The sequence below is a fragment of the Pseudoalteromonas sp. NH0006-46 genome (genome assembly GCF_057547735.1).
In genome coordinates this window covers 881,864-902,273 of sequence record NZ_BAAJML010000001.1, presented here as the reverse complement: position 1 = coordinate 902,273, position 20,410 = coordinate 881,864, and the positions used below count along the sequence as shown (strand labels likewise).

11 protein-coding genes and 1 pseudogene are annotated in these 20,410 nt (G+C 38.7%); 1 reads left to right on the top strand and 11 read right to left on the bottom strand.

Going from position 1 to position 20,410, the window contains the following annotated elements; genetic code table 11:
* Nucleotides 1-253 precede the first annotated feature (253 nt).
* The 3 genes from AC27I2_RS04210 to AC27I2_RS04200 all read right to left on the bottom strand — a co-directional run bounded on the left by AC27I2_RS04210 (nt 254) and on the right by AC27I2_RS04200 (nt 3,996).
* The gene (locus tag AC27I2_RS04210; RefSeq protein ID WP_487203553.1) at nt 254-2,680 is read right to left on the bottom strand and encodes a PAS domain-containing hybrid sensor histidine kinase/response regulator; all 2,427 of its coding nucleotides are present in this window, start codon (nt 2,678-2,680) and stop codon (nt 254-256) included.
* Between the two features lie 154 nt (nt 2,681-2,834).
* Complete coding sequence (locus tag AC27I2_RS04205) at nt 2,835-3,494, bottom strand: hypothetical protein (RefSeq protein ID WP_487203552.1); 660 nt, start codon at nt 3,492-3,494, stop codon at nt 2,835-2,837.
* A 1-nt stretch (nt 3,495) separates the two neighbouring features.
* Nucleotides 3,496-3,996 (bottom strand): RNA polymerase sigma factor, encoded by a 501-nt coding sequence (locus AC27I2_RS04200; RefSeq protein WP_487203551.1) that lies wholly within the window; start codon nt 3,994-3,996, stop codon nt 3,496-3,498.
* Between the two features lie 371 nt (nt 3,997-4,367).
* On the opposite strand from AC27I2_RS04200, the pseudogene AC27I2_RS04195 reads away from it, so the two are divergent.
* A pseudogene (locus AC27I2_RS04195) lies at nt 4,368-4,607 on the top strand (helix-turn-helix domain-containing protein); the annotation flags it as partial.
* A 99-nt stretch (nt 4,608-4,706) separates the two neighbouring features.
* On the opposite strand, the gene AC27I2_RS04190 reads toward AC27I2_RS04195, so the two are convergent.
* From AC27I2_RS04190 to AC27I2_RS04155, 8 genes are all read right to left on the bottom strand, one after another.
* Nucleotides 4,707-6,095 carry a sensor domain-containing diguanylate cyclase gene (locus AC27I2_RS04190; RefSeq protein WP_487203550.1) on the bottom strand — a complete coding sequence of 463 codons (1,389 nt, stop codon included), beginning with the start codon at nt 6,093-6,095 and terminating at the stop codon, nt 4,707-4,709.
* 316 nt (nt 6,096-6,411) lie between these two features.
* Nucleotides 6,412-9,369: a TonB-dependent receptor gene (locus AC27I2_RS04185; protein WP_487203549.1), complete on the bottom strand. Its 2,958-nt coding sequence runs from the start codon at nt 9,367-9,369 to the stop codon at nt 6,412-6,414.
* An 864-nt stretch (nt 9,370-10,233) separates the two neighbouring features.
* Nucleotides 10,234-13,266 carry a TonB-dependent receptor gene (locus AC27I2_RS04180; protein ID WP_487203548.1) on the bottom strand — a complete coding sequence of 1,011 codons (3,033 nt, stop codon included), beginning with the start codon at nt 13,264-13,266 and terminating at the stop codon, nt 10,234-10,236.
* 297 nt (nt 13,267-13,563) lie between these two features.
* A complete protein-coding gene (locus AC27I2_RS04175) occupies nt 13,564-16,299 on the bottom strand; it encodes a poly(beta-D-mannuronate) lyase (RefSeq protein WP_487203547.1) in 2,736 nt (911 codons plus the stop codon).
* 390 nt (nt 16,300-16,689) lie between these two features.
* Nucleotides 16,690-17,655 (bottom strand): class 1 fructose-bisphosphatase, encoded by a 966-nt coding sequence (locus AC27I2_RS04170; protein WP_487203546.1) that lies wholly within the window; start codon nt 17,653-17,655, stop codon nt 16,690-16,692.
* Nucleotides 17,652-18,734, bottom strand: a complete 1,083-nt coding sequence (gene fbaA / locus AC27I2_RS04165; protein WP_138529325.1) for a class II fructose-bisphosphate aldolase — start codon at nt 18,732-18,734, stop codon at nt 17,652-17,654. Before fbaA ends, AC27I2_RS04170 begins: the two co-directional genes overlap by 4 nt.
* A gap of 14 nt (nt 18,735-18,748) precedes the next feature.
* Nucleotides 18,749-19,366, bottom strand: a complete 618-nt coding sequence (eda, locus tag AC27I2_RS04160) for a bifunctional 4-hydroxy-2-oxoglutarate aldolase/2-dehydro-3-deoxy-phosphogluconate aldolase (RefSeq protein ID WP_138529327.1) — start codon at nt 19,364-19,366, stop codon at nt 18,749-18,751.
* Nucleotides 19,367-19,422: 56 nt separating this feature from the next.
* Nucleotides 19,423-20,355, bottom strand: coding sequence for a sugar kinase (locus tag AC27I2_RS04155; protein WP_487203545.1), 933 nt, complete (start codon nt 20,353-20,355; stop codon nt 19,423-19,425).
* Between the last annotated feature and the right edge of the window lie 55 nt (nt 20,356-20,410).

Here is a 20,410-nt window from a genome sequence, read left to right as displayed (position 1 = left end):
GTGATCTATTTTGAGGTTTGAAAAACGTGTTGATAGGTAGGCAAAAATATCGGTATTTAGTTGCTCTAAATGAGCGTTTTTTAACGCAAGTAGCGACACGTCTAGCCCCAAAGATGATTAAATATTTTGTGGATTGGTATTATATACAATATTTTTCGAGGAATTAGTCAGCAGTTTTTAAATACTGCTGACGTTATTTTCAATACCAAATACTCTATCTTGGTCAGGCCTTATTTAACATAGCCAACATTAATTAACCGTTTAAATACAAACAACGCCTGAGTGTGCCATATAACTCGTTGATATCGATTGGTTTAGGAACATGAGCGATAAAACCTTGCTGGTAGTAATGTTTTACGTCTTTATCCATTACATTGGCTGTTAACGCAATAATGGGTATGTGTGGCAGTATTGCTTTTATTCGTTGATTGGCTTTAATCCCATCCATAACCGGCATATGAATATCCATAAATACCAAATCAAACAACTCTAGTTGAACTGCCTCAAACGCAAGTAAACCATTTTCGACAATTGTGATGTCGGCATTCGTTTTAGCCATCATGGCTTTAATCAGCACTTGGTTAATATTGTTATCTTCAGCAATAAGTATTTTTTTACCCTTTAAATTAGGCGCTTTAAAAGATTTTTTAGGGGCTTTATCTGCTATGTTATTTGCTTTAGGTAGTGGTAATTTAATCGTGACAGTTGTGCCAAGCCCTTGCTTACTTTGGATATCGATTTCTCCGCCCATCATTTTAACTAAACTAACAGTGATAGACATGCCAAGTCCTGTTCCCCCGTACTTTCTAGTTGTAGATGAGTCTGCTTGAGTAAACCGCTCAAAAATATGATCGGTGACCTCTTTGCTCATCCCTATTCCTGAGTCCACAACCTCTAAAAATATAGCCTCTTTTTCTCCAAATACTTCACTGCTTACGTTTATTATCACACTGCCTTTTTCGGTAAATTTAACTGCATTTGAGGTTAAATTTAATAGTATTTGTTTTACCCTAACTAAATCACCAAGCCAGTATTCATTATAACTTTTGCTTTTGTTTATAATAAAATCAATGCGTTTTTCACTCACTAAAGAGTCTAAATCATAAGTAATAGAATCTAATACTTCAGTTAATGAAAAGCTCACTTTTTCTAATTCTAACTGGTTCGACTCTATTTTAGAGTAATCTAAAATATCGTTAATAATGGTCAAAAGGCTTTGTGCTGAGAAGGATGCATTATTGAGAATTACACTTAATTCGTCTGGTAAATTAATATTTTTTAACAGCTGTAGGCCGCCTAAAATTGCATTCATGGGGGTACGAATTTCATGGCTCATATTGGCCAAAAAGTCACTTTTTGACTGTGCTGCATTTTCAGCAGCTAATTTTGCATCAAATAACACACCTATCGCATCAACTTGTTCAGTCACGTCGTAATTCACACCAACTACTTTAATAGCGGCTCCATGCGAGTCTTTTAATATTTCGGCGCTGGCTTTAATGGTTCTGACGTTACCGTTAGAATGAACAACCCTAAATTCAGGATCATACGTTCCCACCCCGTTGATTGCATTTTCTAACTTCTTTTTTGCACCTTCTAGATCATCTGGGTGCACACAACTCAACCATGCATCATACGCACCCGAAAACTGAGATTCGGTAATACCATACAATTTGTACATCCAGCTATCCCACACAAGCTGACCTGTAATTAGATCCAACTCCCAAACACCAATACCCGCAGAATCATTGGCTAACTGCATTCGCAGTGCTAAAGAGTCTGCTTTTTCTTTTGCCTCTTTAATTTGTTGTTCGCTTTCTTTTTGATGAGTAATATCTTGAACAACCGACCAAATAAATGCTTCCCCCTTACTATCTGTAATTTTTATTCCAGAGAGTAAAACGGGATATACATTTCCATTTTTATGAATGTATTCTTTTTGATAAGGCCCATATTGGCCATATTTAGCAAGCAACTCCAATTGCTCATGCTCTTGTTTTTTGTACTTCTGTGGAGTTAGTCGCCAATAATCCATTTTATTTAGCTCTTCAACGCTATACCCAGTTATATGGCTAAATTCTTCATTAACAAATTCAAAACTACCATCTAATATTGAATTAATCGCGATGCCTACTGGGGCTAAATCCACAAACTTTTCAAACTTTTCCTTTTCACCCAGGTATGCGCGTTCAAAACGTTGTCTTTCTTGTGCCTCTGTACTAACTTGGTTTTTTATCGTTTCTAAGTCTGATATGTCTCGCCCTACAGCCAGAACTAATTGGGCATTACCAATAAAAATAGCGGTTAAAGAAACCAAGCAATTAAACTTTGAGCCATCTAATCGTGAGTGTGTCCACTGAAAACTCTGAGACCCAAGTTGTACAGCGTTTTCTATATAGTTTTTAGCTAAAATATCGGAGCGTTTACCACAGGGCTGTAATTCTGGTGACAAATCAGCGGGGCTAAGGTTTAAATAGTTGTTCATGCTATTAACACCATGCATGTCAATAGCCGATTGATTGCACTCTATAAACTTGCCTGAACTTAAATCAATAATTGAATAGGCATCTGCTGATACGTCAAAAATTTTTTTGTATTTATCTCGTTGCTTGGTTAGCTCAGCAATTGTTTGCTTTAATTTTTTGTTTTCTTGCTCAAAATTATTTTTACCGGCAGGCACTGCTTTTAACCCATTAACAACACGTTTTACTTAGTATAGAAGCGATGAAAAGATATGGCACCTTAATTACAAAAAAAATCAATCATCTAAATAGCTTATGTATAAAGACCATTAAAACATTAATGGCTAGCTGCACACATACAACACTTAGTAACTAACTTTCTATCTGCTCAAAGCTATTTAGAATCTCAGCCATATTAACCAAGTGCTTGCCAACTATAAATTGAATACTGGCCTTAACCCACTCCTTAGAAATGTTTTTATAATTTAATTTAGCCAGTAACCACACTGTAACTATAAAAAGTAATAGTGACGACAAAGAGTAAAACCAAATCATGTGCTGCTCTAAATACTGATATAAGTCAATGCCAAAAAATAGGTCAAACCCTATAAACACATAGGCAAGATAAAAGGGAACTGACATAAGTAGCAACTTGGTTAGCTGTAATTTATGTGCACAAACTCGGTAAAAATCAGTTTGTAGTTGGCTAATTGGTTTTGAGTAGTCAATGTTTGAAATTAAAACAATTTGGCCAATATTGCCTGCAAGCCCAATAATGGCAAACACAGTGAGAATAAAAGCTGAAATTATTGGCGCTGAAAAAGTAAAGCCTGCTGCAATGTATTTCCACAACATAATAATGATGACTAAAAAAACAACACTTTCAATTATTCGTGCCCATTTCATTTTATTAAGTGCTTTCATCTGTTTATTTATTTTTATTTCAGCAAGCTTTGCTTGATTAATTTCAATAGCGCCATGTGTACCCGTGCTTTGTTGTTGCCAAGCGCTTTTAAAGTTATCTATATTCATATTAAGAATCCTGTGTTTCAAATTGAAGTTTTAATGTGTGCTTAATTCGACTAATTCGCGTGGCAACATTGGTTTTACTAATCCCTAAGCTGGTAGCTATTCCTTCATAAGGTTCACTTTCTAAATAAAGGAGCATAATTGCCTTATTTAATTTATCGAGTTGGCCAATAAAGTCATATAACTGTTTTACTGCCTCACTGCTCTCATCTTCTTGCGATAAATCAGCAATCTTTACTATGCACTCTTCATTTGCTTTATCTTCTCGCCGACTGTCTTTGCGGTAATAAGATATGGCTACGTTCAGCGCAATTCGGTACATCCACGTTGAAAACTTATAAGCGCTATTGTAATTATCATAAGCTAGCCACATTGTTGTTAATATTTCTTGGGCTAAGTCTTCTCGATCATCTTTGTTTTGACAGTATGAATTCACAATTTTATAAATAATGCCTTTATGTTGCTCCATTGCTTGAGCAAATAGCGTTTTTTTAGTTGAGTTCATTTACTGGTAAATCCATCACTTTTTCTTAATTTCATAATATTGAGGCTTTAAAGTTTATTTATCTAATAGCATAAAGCACCCTAGCCCTATTTACGGGTATGCCTTTGAAATGCTTTAAATACTATTTAAATGTAAACAACAACCCTAAAGTAATATCTGCTTAATTTATTACCTAGTTATTCGCATCAACTGCGAAATAATCACAAATTTAAATAAAAATATTTTAATTAAAGTATTAAACGTGTTGTTAACTCTCTATTTTTAGTCGATGGTAAATATTGCTGAAGAGGCTTTATTAAGTAGGTTTAATATTTAAACGGTGGCTTTTAACCTCTCTGTTAAGGTTAAATAAACTGAAATATTTTTTGATAGTAGCTAGCCAAATAGGTATGAGCTGCGCAGTATTTAATCGTAAATTTAAGCAAGCAACTGACATGTCCCCTAAATCAATGAGGCTTAACCATGCCGCCATGAAAATAACACAAGGTACCAACTTCAACGTTGCGACCATGGAAATGGGTTATGTAAGCAGTTCTCAGTTCAGCAGAGAATTTAAAAGAATGTATGGCTTGTCACCCAAGCAATGGAGTCAGCAAAAAGAAGCACAATAAAGTCAATACTTTACCGCCATAAACTAGCAAAAGAGCAAAAATTTAACTTTCGACAACTTAAGATTATTAGCTTAGTTATACAAAGTAGCTCTGTATACCTTATGATTCATAAACAATTTTATAATGATCTTTGCCAGACTTTTTAACTTGGTACATTGCGGCATCAGATTTTTTTATTTGATCGTCTATATCAGTGCTATTGCTTGGTGATACCACGTTTAGCCCCATACTTACGGTTACATTTATTGTGTTTTCACCTTCAACTGGCACTTTAAGATTTCTAATTGCATTTATAAGTTTTTCGGCAACGCGTTCAGCATCGTCAACTTCTTTTAAAATAACAGCAAAAGCAAACTCTTCACCACCAAAGCGACAAAAAACATCATCAATTCTCAGTATGTGCGTTAATATATTTGCTAATTCAACCAGTAAACGGTCACCCACATTATGGCCATAGGTGTCATTCACTAATTTAAAGTTATCAACATCAAATATTCCAAATGCAACTGGCCCCCCGTGTCGAATACTAGACCTAACCAGTTTATTGACTTGATCTGAAAAAAAGCGACGATTAGGAATACTGGTTAACGGATCAAAAAACGCTATTTTTTCAAGCTGCGATTTAGCTTGTTGTAGTTCAAATGTTCTTTCTTGTACTAAGTTTTCTAGGTTAATTTTTAATTCTTTTAGATCTTTATTTCTTTTTTCTAACTGTTCTGTTTGAAATTTACTTTTTGAAACGTCCCGTTGAATCGCTGCAAAATGAGTAACCTCATCAAACTTATTTTTCAACGGGATAATATTCATTTCAACCCAGTATGGCCTTCCTCTCACGTCATAATTTAGCAGTGTTTCAGTTACTTCTTCGTGACGCTCTAATGCAGAATAAATTCTTTGCTTAGCTTGGGGGTCGGTTAAGTTGCCTTGTAAAATTCTGGGTGTTTCACCAATTATCTCTGACGAACTGTAGCCTGTAAGAATTTCAAAAGCCTTATTTACATAAATTATTTTAGGCCCTTCAGGGTGTTTAATATTTTTTGCATCGGTAATAACCACCATGTCTTGCGTATTTTCTACTACATCGTGAAACGAAATTTGCTGCTTAGCATCAGAAATATCACTAAGAGTCACTACTATAAAATTTTTATCATCGTCATGCCCTTCAAAATAAGCATTAGCCATAAACCAGCTTATTTCCTTACTTGACCCGCCAACAACACCTAAAACTTTATTGACCACTTTCTTTCTTGTTGATTTAACAACATTAACGGGATAGTCCTCAACGGCCATGAGGTTGCCTTGCTCGTCGATGAGTGTCCAATGAGGATCGTAAATATCTCTTCCAATTGCTTGCTCGTAGTCTAATTTCAATAACGCTAACCCCGTCGGGTTTATGTAAACAATCGATGTATCCCAGTTATGAATAACCACGCCTACCTGAGCGTATTCAAGTAGGTTTTTAAAATTTAAATCACTAATATCTTTCATAATTTTTTTATAAAAATTAAGTTCATAATAAAAAGATAGGTTAAAACTAAAAAAATAAAAGTAATTAAAAACCATTCGTATTAAATAAATGATGCGTTACTTCGCAAGTTAAACTTTTAATACCCTCCTCAATTAAATAGTTATTTTTGAGACACCTAAACCTGATCAGTAACCAGGCAAATGCTTTGCTATGCGGCTGCCCTCTTCAATACATTTTTTAGCACTGTTAACATCAAATTTAATTGTAAAAAAAAAGCAAGCCGTAATGGCTTGCTTTTAACGCCCGTTCAAAGGCTACACACTTTCAACATAAATTTTAAAAACGGTAACTAGCACCAAACGTAATACGACGGTCAGTAAGGCCTTGGAAACATAATAGCGAGCCTTCGTTAACACATGACTGACTAATTTCAGACTCTGTGATATTTACGGCCTCTAAACCAATATTAAGCTGCTCGTTTACATCATAGCTAATACTTGCATTAAGCTGACCACGGTCTTCTTGCACCACTGGAAAGCCCCATGGGAAGCTAGATGTACTACCGAAATCATTAGAACGGTAACCTTCACGCCATGTGTAACGCATACGTGCTGATAAACCAAATTTTTCATAGTACAGAGTAAAGTTATAGGCATTTTCTGATAAGTTAAGTAGCCCTTGTATTTCGCTTACTTCAATACCCGGTGTACCGGTACTTGCAGCAAATACATTGCTTGCTCTTGAAGTGGCCTTATTGACAGTTTCACCACCAGAAAACTCTTGAATGGTATAGTTAGCCAATACACCAAAGCCCGACGCCCAACCTAAATCTTTTTCAAAGCTAGATAGGTCATACTGGAACGCAAACTCAATCCCTTTTTGGGTTGTTTCGCCAGTGTCGTTTACTTTAGTTTCAGTCCCCACACACACACCACGACCATTTTCAGGGCCAAATACGTTAATGTCGGCAATCGGGTTGAAAATTCCCCCACCTTCACATGGGTCTGTTAAATCTCTGTATCCTGTTACTGGGTCTTCTACCGGCGAAGTTAGCTGATTAACATGAAGTTCTTTACGTGTTTTATGAAATATACCTACGCTAAATACGCTCGCTTCAGTAAAGTACCAATCAGCTGATAGATCGTAAGATAATACTTCTTCTGGTTTTAACCCGGGGTTGCCAAATTCAACTTCATCATTTGGGCTGGTGCTGTAAGTGATAGAGGTAGATAGGTCATTATAATCTGGACGACGAATATCTTTACCTGCACCAAAACGAACCACTACATCTTCTGACACATCGGCAACTAAATTTAAACGTGGTAACACAAAGCTATAATCTGATTCATTGGTAATACGCGTTACAAGCTCGTTACCACTGCCATCTTGTGTTACTGAGTTACCTGTAGATTCAACATCGGTTTGAATATAACGTAAACCAAAGTTACCGCGGAACATGTCGTATTCAAAGTTAGCTTGCGCGTAAAAAGCGTGGGTAATTTCTTCTATGTCAAAAAAGCCAGAAGAACTTGAAGTTGGTGCATTTAGCGTGCGGCTAGAACCATGAGTTTGTAATGCTTGCTGAAGTGTTGCAAGTACTGCATCTGGGTCTGAAGCCACGAGTTCTGGGTCAATAAGTAAAAAGTCGCCAATATATAACGAGCGGCCATCAGCCTCATTAAAGTTATCCGGGCCAGCTACTAAAAGGTCAGCGAATAAATCACCTCTTGGGCTATCTGCCATTGAACGCAAACCCACACTTGATGTGATCTCATTCTGCTTACTCGCTGATTTGCTGTAGCGATAACCAAAATCAACAGAAGTAACAATTGAATCTGTGTAGTATGTTGAATCTATACGGAACGCATCTTCAGAGTTCTCAACGGTATCTTGCCCAATGTTTACGTCACGTAGTACCACATTTGCCGGGTCAAGTAATTGCTCAACCGTAGGCGCATATTCAGCACCCTCTGCAATACCAAAAGCTAATGCACCACCTGATAGGTCGTATTCAAATGGCACGCTGTTATCGTTACCGCCACCAGCATCTAAAGGGGCATTTGGGTTAATAAAATTAAGCGTAGTATTAAAGCTTGGTGTTGTTGTATCAGAAGATGACGATGCAACCTCAGCGCTTACAAACCATTTGTCACCTTGCCATTCACCGCCTAATCTAAAAATATTACTGTCGGTTACGCGTGAGTTTGTGTCACTCGAAAAACGTAAATTTGGATCGTCATCATCATTTGCTAAATTTACCGGGATTACACCGCGTAAAGCCGCTTGAATTGACCCTAGGTTAGTACCACCTAGCGAACCTAAGTTAACTGTTTCAAAAGCATCTGGAACAGAGATGTCATTGAGTGCACTGACACCTGACGCCTGAACACGAGAGCTTTCTTGGCGACGCTCTTGGTCGTTAACTACCGCATCAAAATAAAACTTAGTATTGTCATTTGGTGCCCACTCAAGCGTACCTACAAAGTTTTTAGTTTCGTATTCGTAGTTATCGTAATCTTGCACAAAGAACTGAATAGGCAAAAAGTCGAAAGACTGTGCACTCGCGACCCCGCTATCAGCGGTAATTATGTTATCTCTATCTGCACGAGGGCGAAATGCAGTGACATCTTGCTCGGCATAACTGCCACTGACTAAAACACCAAATTTACCAAAGTCACCTTCCCAATTATCTGCAAAGGTACCTGAAAAACGAGGTTGTAAACCGCTATCAGTGCTTAGGCTACTATTCTCGCCTTGCACTCTAATTGTGGCTAACTGTTCACCCAGTTGAAGTGGGCGAATTGTTTTAAGGTTTATTGTTCCACCAACAGAACCTTCAATTGTTTTAGCTTCAGGAGATTTGATGACCTCTAAACTAGATATGATCGACGCTGACACATCTTCAAAGCTAATACCACTTCGTCCAGAGCCTGAACCGACTGTTGATACACCGTTTATTTCGGTACGGTTTGCATCGGTACCACGAATTTGTACACCCGTACCAACACCTGCTTGACGTGTAATTTGAATACCCGTCACGTTCTCAAGTACTTCAGCTAAGTTTTGGTCAGGTAACTTACCAATATCCTCTGACTGAATAATTTCTACAAGGCTATCTGCTGAACGTTTTTCAGCAAGTGCATTAGTTAAAGACTGACGTATACCAGAAACTTCAATTACCTCCAGATCATCCTTAACCTTTTTGGTCTCTTCTTGCGCATGAACAGAGAGAGACATATTCATAGCTGTTGCAGATATAACCGCCAGTGTGATTTTTGATAAATTATAATTCATAGTTTTTTCCTGTGTGTGTGAAACGCTATGCTACTTGTTACTTTTCATACAAAAAGTGAATTAGTGTATTACAAAAAGTTAACTGAATATTTACACCCAAAACCAAAAAGGTCAACCACCTTGTAAGTCAAAAACCACAAATCAACCTGAATTTGTTATTACCAGAAATCATGTTTTTAAACTTATTCACAACAAAATTATAGTACATAAATACAACCAACTGTAATTTAAATGGTTTTTAAAATAATAAATCAATACTATATCACTACACGCTAGGTATTTTTTGGTTACTTGATCGGTTATATTATTTAGCTATAAACTGTGTTTTTTTGAGTATAAAGTGAAAAAGCCAATAAATTGGTTAACCAATTAAAAGTCTATTAGACTTCTAGCTACATAAAAAAAGCAATTAAATTAGATAATGACTCGTTTTATGATAACTAGCTCAATTAAGTGATTTGTTTTGAGGTAGGAAAACATGCCTAGAAAGAGTGAAAATATATTAATTGATTATGCTAAATGAGGGTTATTGTGCGCCTAGCATCAAATGGGGTGACTAAATGGGTAAAGCACTATTGCGCATTGATACTTCTTAACCTAAACGCTGCTTAAGAGGTTTAATAACCAGTTAAATATTGATGATATTTAATTATGTTTTCTAGTTAGCATTTTAACTAAAAAACAAAGCAAATTTGCACGTCAGTAACGAGTCAATAGCAGAAATATTCAATACCGTTGGCGCTAGCATAGCCGCTTCAAATCAATTTATTACCCAAAGTTTGGATTATTTATTTTATTGGTATAACTAAACATAAAAAGCCCCAATGGGTATAAACCAATTGGGGCTTTTTAAGTTATAAACTATTACAGTTTATAACTTAAACCTAAGAATAAGCGTGGGCCGTAGTCGTTTACTTCACCTAAGTTGTCTTCAACGAAGAAATCTTGCGACTTAGGAGCACTAAATAAATTGATTGCTTCTGCTTTAACTCTAAAGTGCTTATTAATTTTGTACGATGCACGCATTTCCCATACACCTACCGAATCAACATAACGTAAGCGTGTACCATTGCTTGTATAAGGTTGGAAATACTCACTACGGTATTTGTAAATAACCGCAGTATCAAAGCCACCTATTTGGTAATAAAGTTGGCTACTAAATACATGCTTAGAAAACCCTGGGACAGAGCCTGGCTCAACAATACCCTCTTGCAGCTGCGTCGTATTGCCATCAACGTCTGTTACAAATGTATCACCGTATAAGCTGTCTTCAAATTCAAAATCAGTGTCAGCATAGTTATAACCAAACTTAACACCAATGCCACTATCCCAACGGTATGAAAAGGAAGTTTCTAGACCTAAGATCTCACTTTCTTCGTCGTTTGTTACTGAATTTGTAATAGGCAATGAAACGGTTTCACCCCCAACAACAAAATCTTCAATAACTGTGCGCTGTTGGAAGCCGCCTTGGAACTGCTTATAGTAAAGGCTTAATGCAAAAATTGAATCTTCATTAGGATACCACTCAAATGCTGCATCGTAGTTCCATGACATTAGAGGCTGTGTATCTGGGTTACCAGAACCGTTAACACCCACTAACAAGTCACTAATTGTAGTGGCTGTATCAGATGTGTCTTCTTGAAAAGAGCGGCTATAACCCAAATCAGATGGATCTGCACGCGACATACCACGGTAAATACCCGCACGTAATAAAATATCTTCGCTGTAATCAACCACTAAGTTAAAACTAGGTAAAAACTTGGTGTAATCACCGCCACCCTTTATTTTATCAAGTGTGCCAGTGTCTGATTCAACCAGTGAAAGAACCCCTGTATCACTGGTAACAACATCAAAACTATTTCTAAAACCAATTGATGTTACTTCAGTATCTACAATACGCAAACCAAAGTTACCACGAATGAATTTACCAAACATTTCTGTATCGTAATTAGCCATTAAGTAAGCAGCAGTTGTTTTTTCAGTTACATCAATGGTTCCTGCGTTTTGGTATTCGACCTCAGGGTATTCAAATACGCCACCCTCATTAGACGCGACAACTGCACGAGAAAAACATTCGTTGTCGTAAGTCGCCCATGAAGAGCCCGTACCTGAATCTACCACATTACCGTCGCTATCTACATGCGTGATGATATTTCCATCTGACACGCTAGACAAAAAGCCTGATTCAGGAAAGTCAATTTGACAACCCTGAAGCACGTCGAGTGCCTCAGCGCCTGAACCTAATGTAAACTGATTACGAGAACCGTTACCGTTAGTACCACCAAATTGTGTAAAGCTAAGCTCTGAAGTACGAATGCCACCTTGAATTGTAGTGAACATGCCGCTATCAACTAAATAGTCAAAATCTAAACGCGCAGACACTACCTTATTATCACGAACATTTTCGCGGTCTATGCGTGTTCTTAAGCTGTCAGTAAAGTTAGATATATCTGTTACGTCAAAATCAGTAAGCGTAAAATGTGGGATGTTTTCGCCCATATCCCACGAAAAGTAATTACGGCCAGCGGTTCTGCCTCGGTTAGAAATTTGCAGCTCTTCACGCGACGTTTTTGAATACGCTAAATCTAAATCAATGGTCAGTCTATCATTGACCGTATGTTCGATATTTAAACCGTAACCACGGTAATTTTCTTCACGAGAAAATTGCTCACCAGCTGACTCAATACGCTCTTCACCTTCCCAATGTAAAATACCCCCTACATCGTTAGTGACAAGTGATGGTCCTGTAACGCCTGGCGTTGCACGCTTTTGTAAAAAAATTAAATCATGGCGTGCTTCTCGTTGCGTTCTATCAGAAATTTGGCTATCAAAATTAATATCCCATTCTGCAGACGGTTGATACTGAAATGCAAAAAATACCGCATCACGCTCGTCAGACGTTTCGTTTTGACGAAAGCTTCGACTGCTGCCAGTCCATGCGTATGGAGTACCATCACTAACCGCTTTTCCTGTATCTGGATCGATCTCAGTGTCATAACCTTGGTTATTACTGCCGTTTACTTGATCCTCACAATCCCCAGCGCTACTTCTGTAAAAGCCTTCATTGGTATTAGTAGGATCGTTTAAACACGCCCAAAGTGACGAACCAGATGGGCTAGAACTACGATACTCTGCTTCTGGCTGTGAAATATCTTGGCGCTGTACACCAAAAGAAAAACCAACTGCTTGGCCATTGTCGAATTCAAACTGGTCAACATAACTAAATGTTCCGCGGTAACCTAAGTCACTTTGTAATGAGTTATCTACATTACTTTCATCCGGGTTATAGTTTAGTTTAACTTCACCTTGCAAGCGCTGCTTGCCAAAATCTAGTGGGGTTACAGTTTCAAGTGCAATAACACCTGCAACCCCCCCTTCAATCATTGAGGCATCTTGGGTTTTATAAATAGCTACTTTTTTTACAAGCTCAGATGGAAATTGTGAAAAGTTAACTGAGCGGTCACCACTACCATTCGTTGCTTCTCGGCCATTTATATGTGTTGCACTTAAAAATGGGCCAAGGCCACGAATGGTAATTTCTGTTGCCCCGCCATTTTCACGATGCGATGCTGCGCCTGTAATAGACTCTAATGCTTCACCTATCGATAAAGCGGGTAAATCACCAATATCTTCAGATGAAAGACCGTCAACAACGGTTGTGGCTTCGCGCTTTATGGCTATTTGATCTTGAATTGTTCTTCGTGTGCCTGTAACACTAATGATTTCTACATCAGGCTCGACCTCAGTCGCTTTTGCTTGTTCTTGTTGTGCGTGCGCTGAAAATACACATGAGCTTGCTACACTCGCAATTGCGGCTGTTCGTACCCATTTAGCTACAGGACTCAGTGCGAATTGGCCTGAGCGTACTTTATTATTCTTTGAAGACTTCAACGACATTTTTATGCTCCGTTGTTTATTGTTGTGTGAGTGTTGTGTGTTGACTTGTTATTCATCTGTATATGTTATGTGACAACTGCTGTTAATATACTCAAGTACATACAGATGATCAACCAATTTCACGCAAACAACATGACCATAAGGTATACCAATTACAACAAAACAGCATTACCAAGGGGTCAGGCGATTTTGTAGTGAAAAATAATTAGAAATGCATGTATTTTCTTCGATAGCATTTGGAGAACTGGCATAAAAAAACCCCTAGAAAAGGGGTTTAATTTAAGGTTTTTCTAAATACTAGTCGTTGCTAACAACCCATGTTGAGCCAACACCTACATCACTTGCTTGAATGTAGTAAAGCGATTTAGCACCTGCCACAGCTTGTAAGCCAGCAGGATCTGTTTCGAGTAAAGTGCTTGTAGCCGTTACATATTCAAGCACCTCTTTCCCATTTGCTGCTGGATCTTGGTCAATCGCACCATCTGTATCAAACGAGCCGTTACCATTTAAGTTTCTAATTGCAACCCAATCGCCACTTGTATCACCCGATACCCGGCTGTCCATGTAACCAAAGTTGTTGCTTAATACCGACGTATCATGCTTGATTAAATCACAGTCGTATTCAAATGCATGGTCGCTATCAAGCGTATTTGAATAAAATAACCCTTGTGTTAAGGCGCTACTTTCAATGGTATCTGCATCAGTTTGATCACCTAAGCCATTAGCAATAAGGTTGCCATCAAAGTTAACAACAAATGCATTTTTAGTTAAACCATAAAGCACAGGTGCATTATCCACTGTAAGTTCATCACAATCACCCACTGGGGCACGAGAACCTATTTCAGTACTAAACACGATTGGTTGCTGAGAGTTCAAAATCGTGTTGTTTGTTACAGTCAACGTAAAGTCACCCGCCGCGTCTAATACAGCTTGGTTGCCAGAGTTTGGAACACCACCATCAGCTTGAGAGAATGGATTTGCAGTAAATACAATACCACCTGCTTCTTTGTTACCAGAGCGAATACCCGCAATATAATTATTGCTAATAGTATGCCCAAGAGGCGTAATTAATACGCCAGCAGGACGATCGCTAGAGCTTGCAATATCAGTAGTACGAATAATAACGTTGTCTGTCACGCTGTTAAAACCACCATCCTCTAGTGAAATCCCGCCATTAGGGTTAACAACAGTGTTACCTTTGATAGTTGATCCCGATGTTTGCACACGCATTAAACGACGACCGGTTACAAAGTTTTCTACGCGGTTATATTGAATCGTAAAGTTTGCATCGTCAGCTGCATCTGAACCAGTAGTACTTCCCGCATTAATTAAATGAAGGCTTGAGTTACCAAAATTTGGATTCGCACTGGTGCCACTAAATAAATTGTATTGAACAACATGGTCGCTGCCTGATGAAGCAATTTTAATAACGGAGCCATTTTCAGCATTATCACGGTTACTAAATGTATTTCGCTCTATTAGCGCGCCCGTACCTTTGATCATTAACCAGTGGTAAGTCGAATTATTTAACTCGGCTTCATCGCCATCCATTGTATTTTGAGTAAACTCGAAGTTATTACCTTCAGAATAAATAATTGCACTTTCTTCAGTCTCACAAAATGAGCCTGATTTTGTATCTATATTTTTAAACGTAAGCCCTGTTAACGCAGCACCTTCTACCCCTGCGGCAACATGAATACATACTTCCCCGCTAATCACTGGCGTTTGCTCTTCAACAGCGCGAAGCGTTACACCACTAGTCAGTAAAACTTCATCCATATCAGCGTAAACACCGGTATTGAGGCCAACAACATCACCATCAGCAAGGCCGCCACTTACCGCACTTAGTAGCTCTGTTGGTGAGCTAACAAGTTGAGAATAAATAACCGTTTCTAGTGAACCAGTTACAGAACCCTCAAATCCGTCGTTATCGGTGTAAGAAGCACTCACAGAAATAATCGCACCTGCATATGCCGCAGGTGAAAACGTGTTACTGTTTGTATCGGCTACTTCAACGCCATCGGCAAACCAGCTGTAGGTTACATTTGTTTCTTCAATACCATTATTATCTGTTAGTTGCGCTGTCAATTCACCGCTAACTAGGTAAGGTGACGTGCCTATAATTGCAATACTTCCCGCTTCATCAACCGCAACGGCAGATACGGGAATTGTTTTTTCTGATGTATTATCTTCTACAAAACCATTGTCATCTGTATAAGTTACCTGTACTGATACAGCTTGCCCAATTAATGCAGCCCCTACAATATATTCGCTTTGGGTTGCACCCACTATTTCTTCATCATCAGCGAACCATTGATAAGTAATTTCTCCGGATACGCCATCCATGTCTGTAATATCGGCGCTAAGCGTATTGCCGACTGTCGGTGTGCCACTAATTGCTACATCACCTTGCGCATTAACGCGCGCAACAGGCGTTGTAGCAGCTGAAGTCACAGACTCAGCAAACCCGCGTTCGTCTTCAAACGATGCTGTAACTGTAATCACACGGTTAAACTGTGCTTCTGTAAGCATGAGTGAAGAAAGCACTTCTCCCTCAATAACCACGTCATCTGCTAACCACTCGTACACAACAGTTAAGCTATCAAAGCCGTTTTCGTCTTCAACATTTGCTGTTAGCTCAGAGCCAATAAGTGCATCCCCTGTTATTGTTACACTTGCTGGAAATGCAATGGCGGCAACATCTGAGGTAGGATCTGAAATATGCGACTCGTTAACCCCCCCATCATCGGTGTATTTAGCTTGAGCTGTAATAGCTAAGCCAATTTGATCGTCTGTTAAGGTAAAAGATGCGCTATTAGCACCTTCTATTACTTCGTTATCTGCATACCAAAAATAAGAAACAGTTCCTGATATACCATCAGGATCTGACACGTTTGTTGTTAATGTTTGACCACTTGTGGCTGTCCCTGACAAAGCAATGGCGCCCAATTCGTTGTCATTATTATTTGCGTCAGTGTCACAACCAACTATTGCAGCTGCAATAGCGCATAGTGCAAAGTGTTTTAAATTCATGATGCCTCTATTCTCCATTTTATAGGTTAAATATTTGGCCAGCTATTGTGTGTGTTACCAAATAATCGTACTAGTTGTTACCAAATTTACTTTACTTGAAAATAAATTGTTAACCAACTTGGTCATATAACCATAATGAGTATGATATTTCCAGCTTATTTACTGAATTAAGTGCGGCTTTGCATAAATAAAACATAGGTGGTGAAAGTAGAAATGAAATAAGGTATTTACCAATTGGTTTTACAAAGCCATATAAAAATACAAACGAATACTGAACGAGTTTGTATAATAAAGAGTTCCTAGAACAAGAAGATTTGTAATTAGTTGAGGAGGAAAGTAACAGAGAAAAGCGTTCTCTGTTACTAAATAACCGAAGTGAAGGGTAATCAATTAATTTAGCGCTGACTTGTTAAAATAATCAACCGGTTCAGTTGAACCTAGAGTAACGGGTACTCGTTGGTGTAAATCGTCAGGGGCGATCTCTAAAATTCGAGCGCCACGTGATGTGGCTTTACCGCCTGCATTTTCTACAAGCATTGCAAGTGGATTGGCTTCATATAAAAGTCTAATTTTGCCATTATCATTGCCTACCCGCTTATCTTGCGGGTATAAAAATAAACCACCGCGACATAAGATTCGGTGTACATCGCCAACCATTGCCGCATTCCAACGGATTGAACTTTTTTCAAAGCTTTCAGATGTGTAAAGCAACTTGTCAAAATAGACTTGTGTAGGCTCATCCCAATAACGGTAATTTGCCATATTTACGGCAAACTCACGGCTTTGAGAAGGAATGTGTAACTGTTGGTTTGTTAGTAAATACCCGCCATGTGTTGAGTCAAGCGTATAACAGCGTGTTGGCCCACCGGTGGTCATTACAAGTAATGATGAAGGGCCGTATAATACATAACCTGCACACACTTGGCTTACACCTGGTTGGTTAAACTGCTCATCACTGTCAAAAGGTACGTCGTCTCTTGCCAAGTAAATAGTAAATATTGTGCCTATTTGACCATTTACATCAATATTCGATGAGCCATCGAGCGGATCAAAAGCAACGATAAATGCACCATCAGGGTGGCCACCTACCGCGTGATCTTCTTCCTCAGAGGCCACTGTTCTGACCGAACTGTCCTCAAGAAGAATATCTTTAAGCAATTGATTGGCAATAATATCTAGTTTTTTTTGAACTTCACCCTGAATGTTTTCATTCATTGTGGAGCCTAGCACCCCTGCAAGTTCACCTTGACCAACCCTAAACGCAATCTCTTTACTTGTTGCTAAAATGGTACGGATCAGCAAAATTAAATCCGTTCTTACGCCGTCTTCTTTTAATACTGTATTTAGTCTTTTCATGAGCTATACCGATTTACACAATTAAGATCTTTAAAGCATTGGGTTAGTCTAGAAACCATATGCTGCTCAGAGTGGCGAAGCCACACGCGTGGGTCGTAGTACTTTTTATTTGGTTTATCGTCACCGTTGGGGTTACCAATTTGACCTAGCAAGTAGGCCTGGTTGGTGTTGTAGTAATCTAAAATACCCTTCCAACATGCCCACTGCGTATCGGTATCAATATTCATTTTAACTACACCATACGTTAATGACTCCGCAATTTTTTCTTCCTCAGAGCCACTGCCACCATGAAACACAAAGTTAATTGAATTACTTGGTAAATTGAATTTTTTAGACACGTAAGCTTGTGAGTCTTTTAAAATAGTAGGTGTGAGTACAACGTTTCCTGGTTTATATACACCGTGAACATTGCCAAAAGACGCAGCAATAATAAAATTAGGGCTAATAGCAGTTAAGCGTTCAAATGCGTAAGCCACATCTTCTGGCTGAGTATAAAGCGCTGAACTATCAAGGTGTGAGTTATCAACACCATCTTCTTCTCCGCCTGTACAACCAAGCTCAATTTCTAGTGTCATCCCGATTTTAGCCATGCGTGCTAAGTAGCGCTCACATATTTCTATGTTTTCTTCTAAAGACTCTTCAGATAAATCAATCATATGCGAACTAAACAGCGGTTTACCAGTTAGTGCAAAGTGTTTTTCGCCTTCATCTAACAAACCATCTATCCATGGCAATAGTTTTTTAGCGGCGTGATCGGTATGAAGCATAACAGGCACTTCGTAATGTGCCGCAACACTGTGAACATATCTTGCCGCGCTCACAGCACCAAGAATTGCACCTTGTTGTTCAGGCAATGAAAGCCCTTTACCACAAAAAAACTGTGCTCCGCCATTAGAAAGTTGAATAATAACTGGCGACTTCATTTTTTTAGCCGTTTCTAAAGTTGCATTAATAGAGGTTGTGCTAACCACATTAACCGCAGGCAGTGCATACTGATTAGCACGCGCATGACCATATATTGCACTTACCTCGTCACCCACTATTACACCAGGTAAAATAGTTGGAGATAAATCATTCATTTTAGTGCTCCCTGCTATTTTATTGCTTGAATGCATGAATCAGTAATAGCTTGCCAGTTTTCTTGTGCAACCCATTCCTTTTTAGCAACCCACGTTCCACCCACTGCAAATACGTTATTTAAAGAAAGATAATCCATTTTATTACTTTCACTTACCCCACCCGTTGGGCAAAAGCTAACTGCTCTAAACACACTTGATACAGCTGATACAAATGGCGCTCCACCAGCAAGTGAAGCTGGGAATAACTTTTGCTCCTCAAAACCATATTCTAACGCCATTAAAATATCACCGGTATTTGATACGCCAGGTAACACAGGCACGCCACACTTTGCTAACGCGCTAAGTAATTTAGGTGATACTGCTGGGGTAACAATAAAATCAGAACCAGCATCAATTGCTTGCTTTAAAATAGTTTCGTTAATAACGGTACCTGCGCCAACTTTAAGCTCAGGGACTTGCTCTTTAATCGCTTTTAAAGCATCAATTGAGGCGTCTGTTCTTAGCACAACTTCAACCAAAGTAAGGCCTGCTTTAGCCATTGCTTTTGCAATCTGTACCCCCTGCTCTGGTGTATCAGCTTGAATTATAGGTAGCAGTGTTTGCCCTGACATAAGTTCAGAAAAGCGAGTCATAACGTTGTTCCTTTATTTTAAGTAATTTGGCCGAGGTATGGAGGCCTTAAATTTTATTAAATGCCAGCTTCAACCATTGCCTGTTGAAAAACATCTTTTGGTGCAATGGCACCCGGTTGTTGAATAACAACTCCGGCTGCTTTGGCTCCCAATTGAACTGCATCTGCAATTGGCTTACCTGAAAGTCGAGCGCCTAAATAGACTCCGTTAAAGGCATCGCCCGCGGATGTTGTATCTATGACTGTAGTAACAGGTATTATTGTGTGACTTTGAAGTGTATTGTCTAATTGTGTAATAACAGACTCAGGACCATTTTTAACAACGATCTCGTTAATTTGATATGGTTTTAAGTATTCGATGACCGCCTCAACACTATGCACATTATAGAGTGTTGTTAAATCTTCAACCCCTGGAAGGGTTACATCGGCAATACTAAACGCTAAATGGTATTGCGCTTTAGTGTCTTCAACACTCTCCCACAAACGGGGTCGGTAATTAGGATCGAATACAATTTTTACACCAGCGTCTTTAAGTTGCTTTAAAACATCCCAAAACTGGTCGCGTGATGTTTTATCTATAATCGCTAAAGATATTCCTGAAAAAAAGAACATGTCACCTTGGCATAGTTGGTTAACACAATCGGGGGTTAAAAATTCAACGGTTTTTTTTGCTGCTGAATCACTGCGCCAGTAAATAAAGCTTCGCTCGCCATGTTCATCTGTCTCAATGTAGTACATACCCGGCACTTTGCTTTCGTGACTAAATACGAACTGTGTATCAAGCTGTTCACTTTCAAAGCGTTCGCGCATTTTTTTACTTAGGTTATCTTGCCCTAAAGCCGTAATTACAGATGTTCCTACTTCAGGAAAACAGCGTTTCAAATATACAGCTGAATTGTATACATCGCCTGCAAAAGATTGATGCAGCGTAGCAGCGCTCATAGCCCTGAGCTCTACCATGCATTCACCCATAAAATAAATAGTATTCATTTTTGAAAGTATCCTTTGTAACTAACTGCTATGCGCAGACACTGGCGTGTTGGCA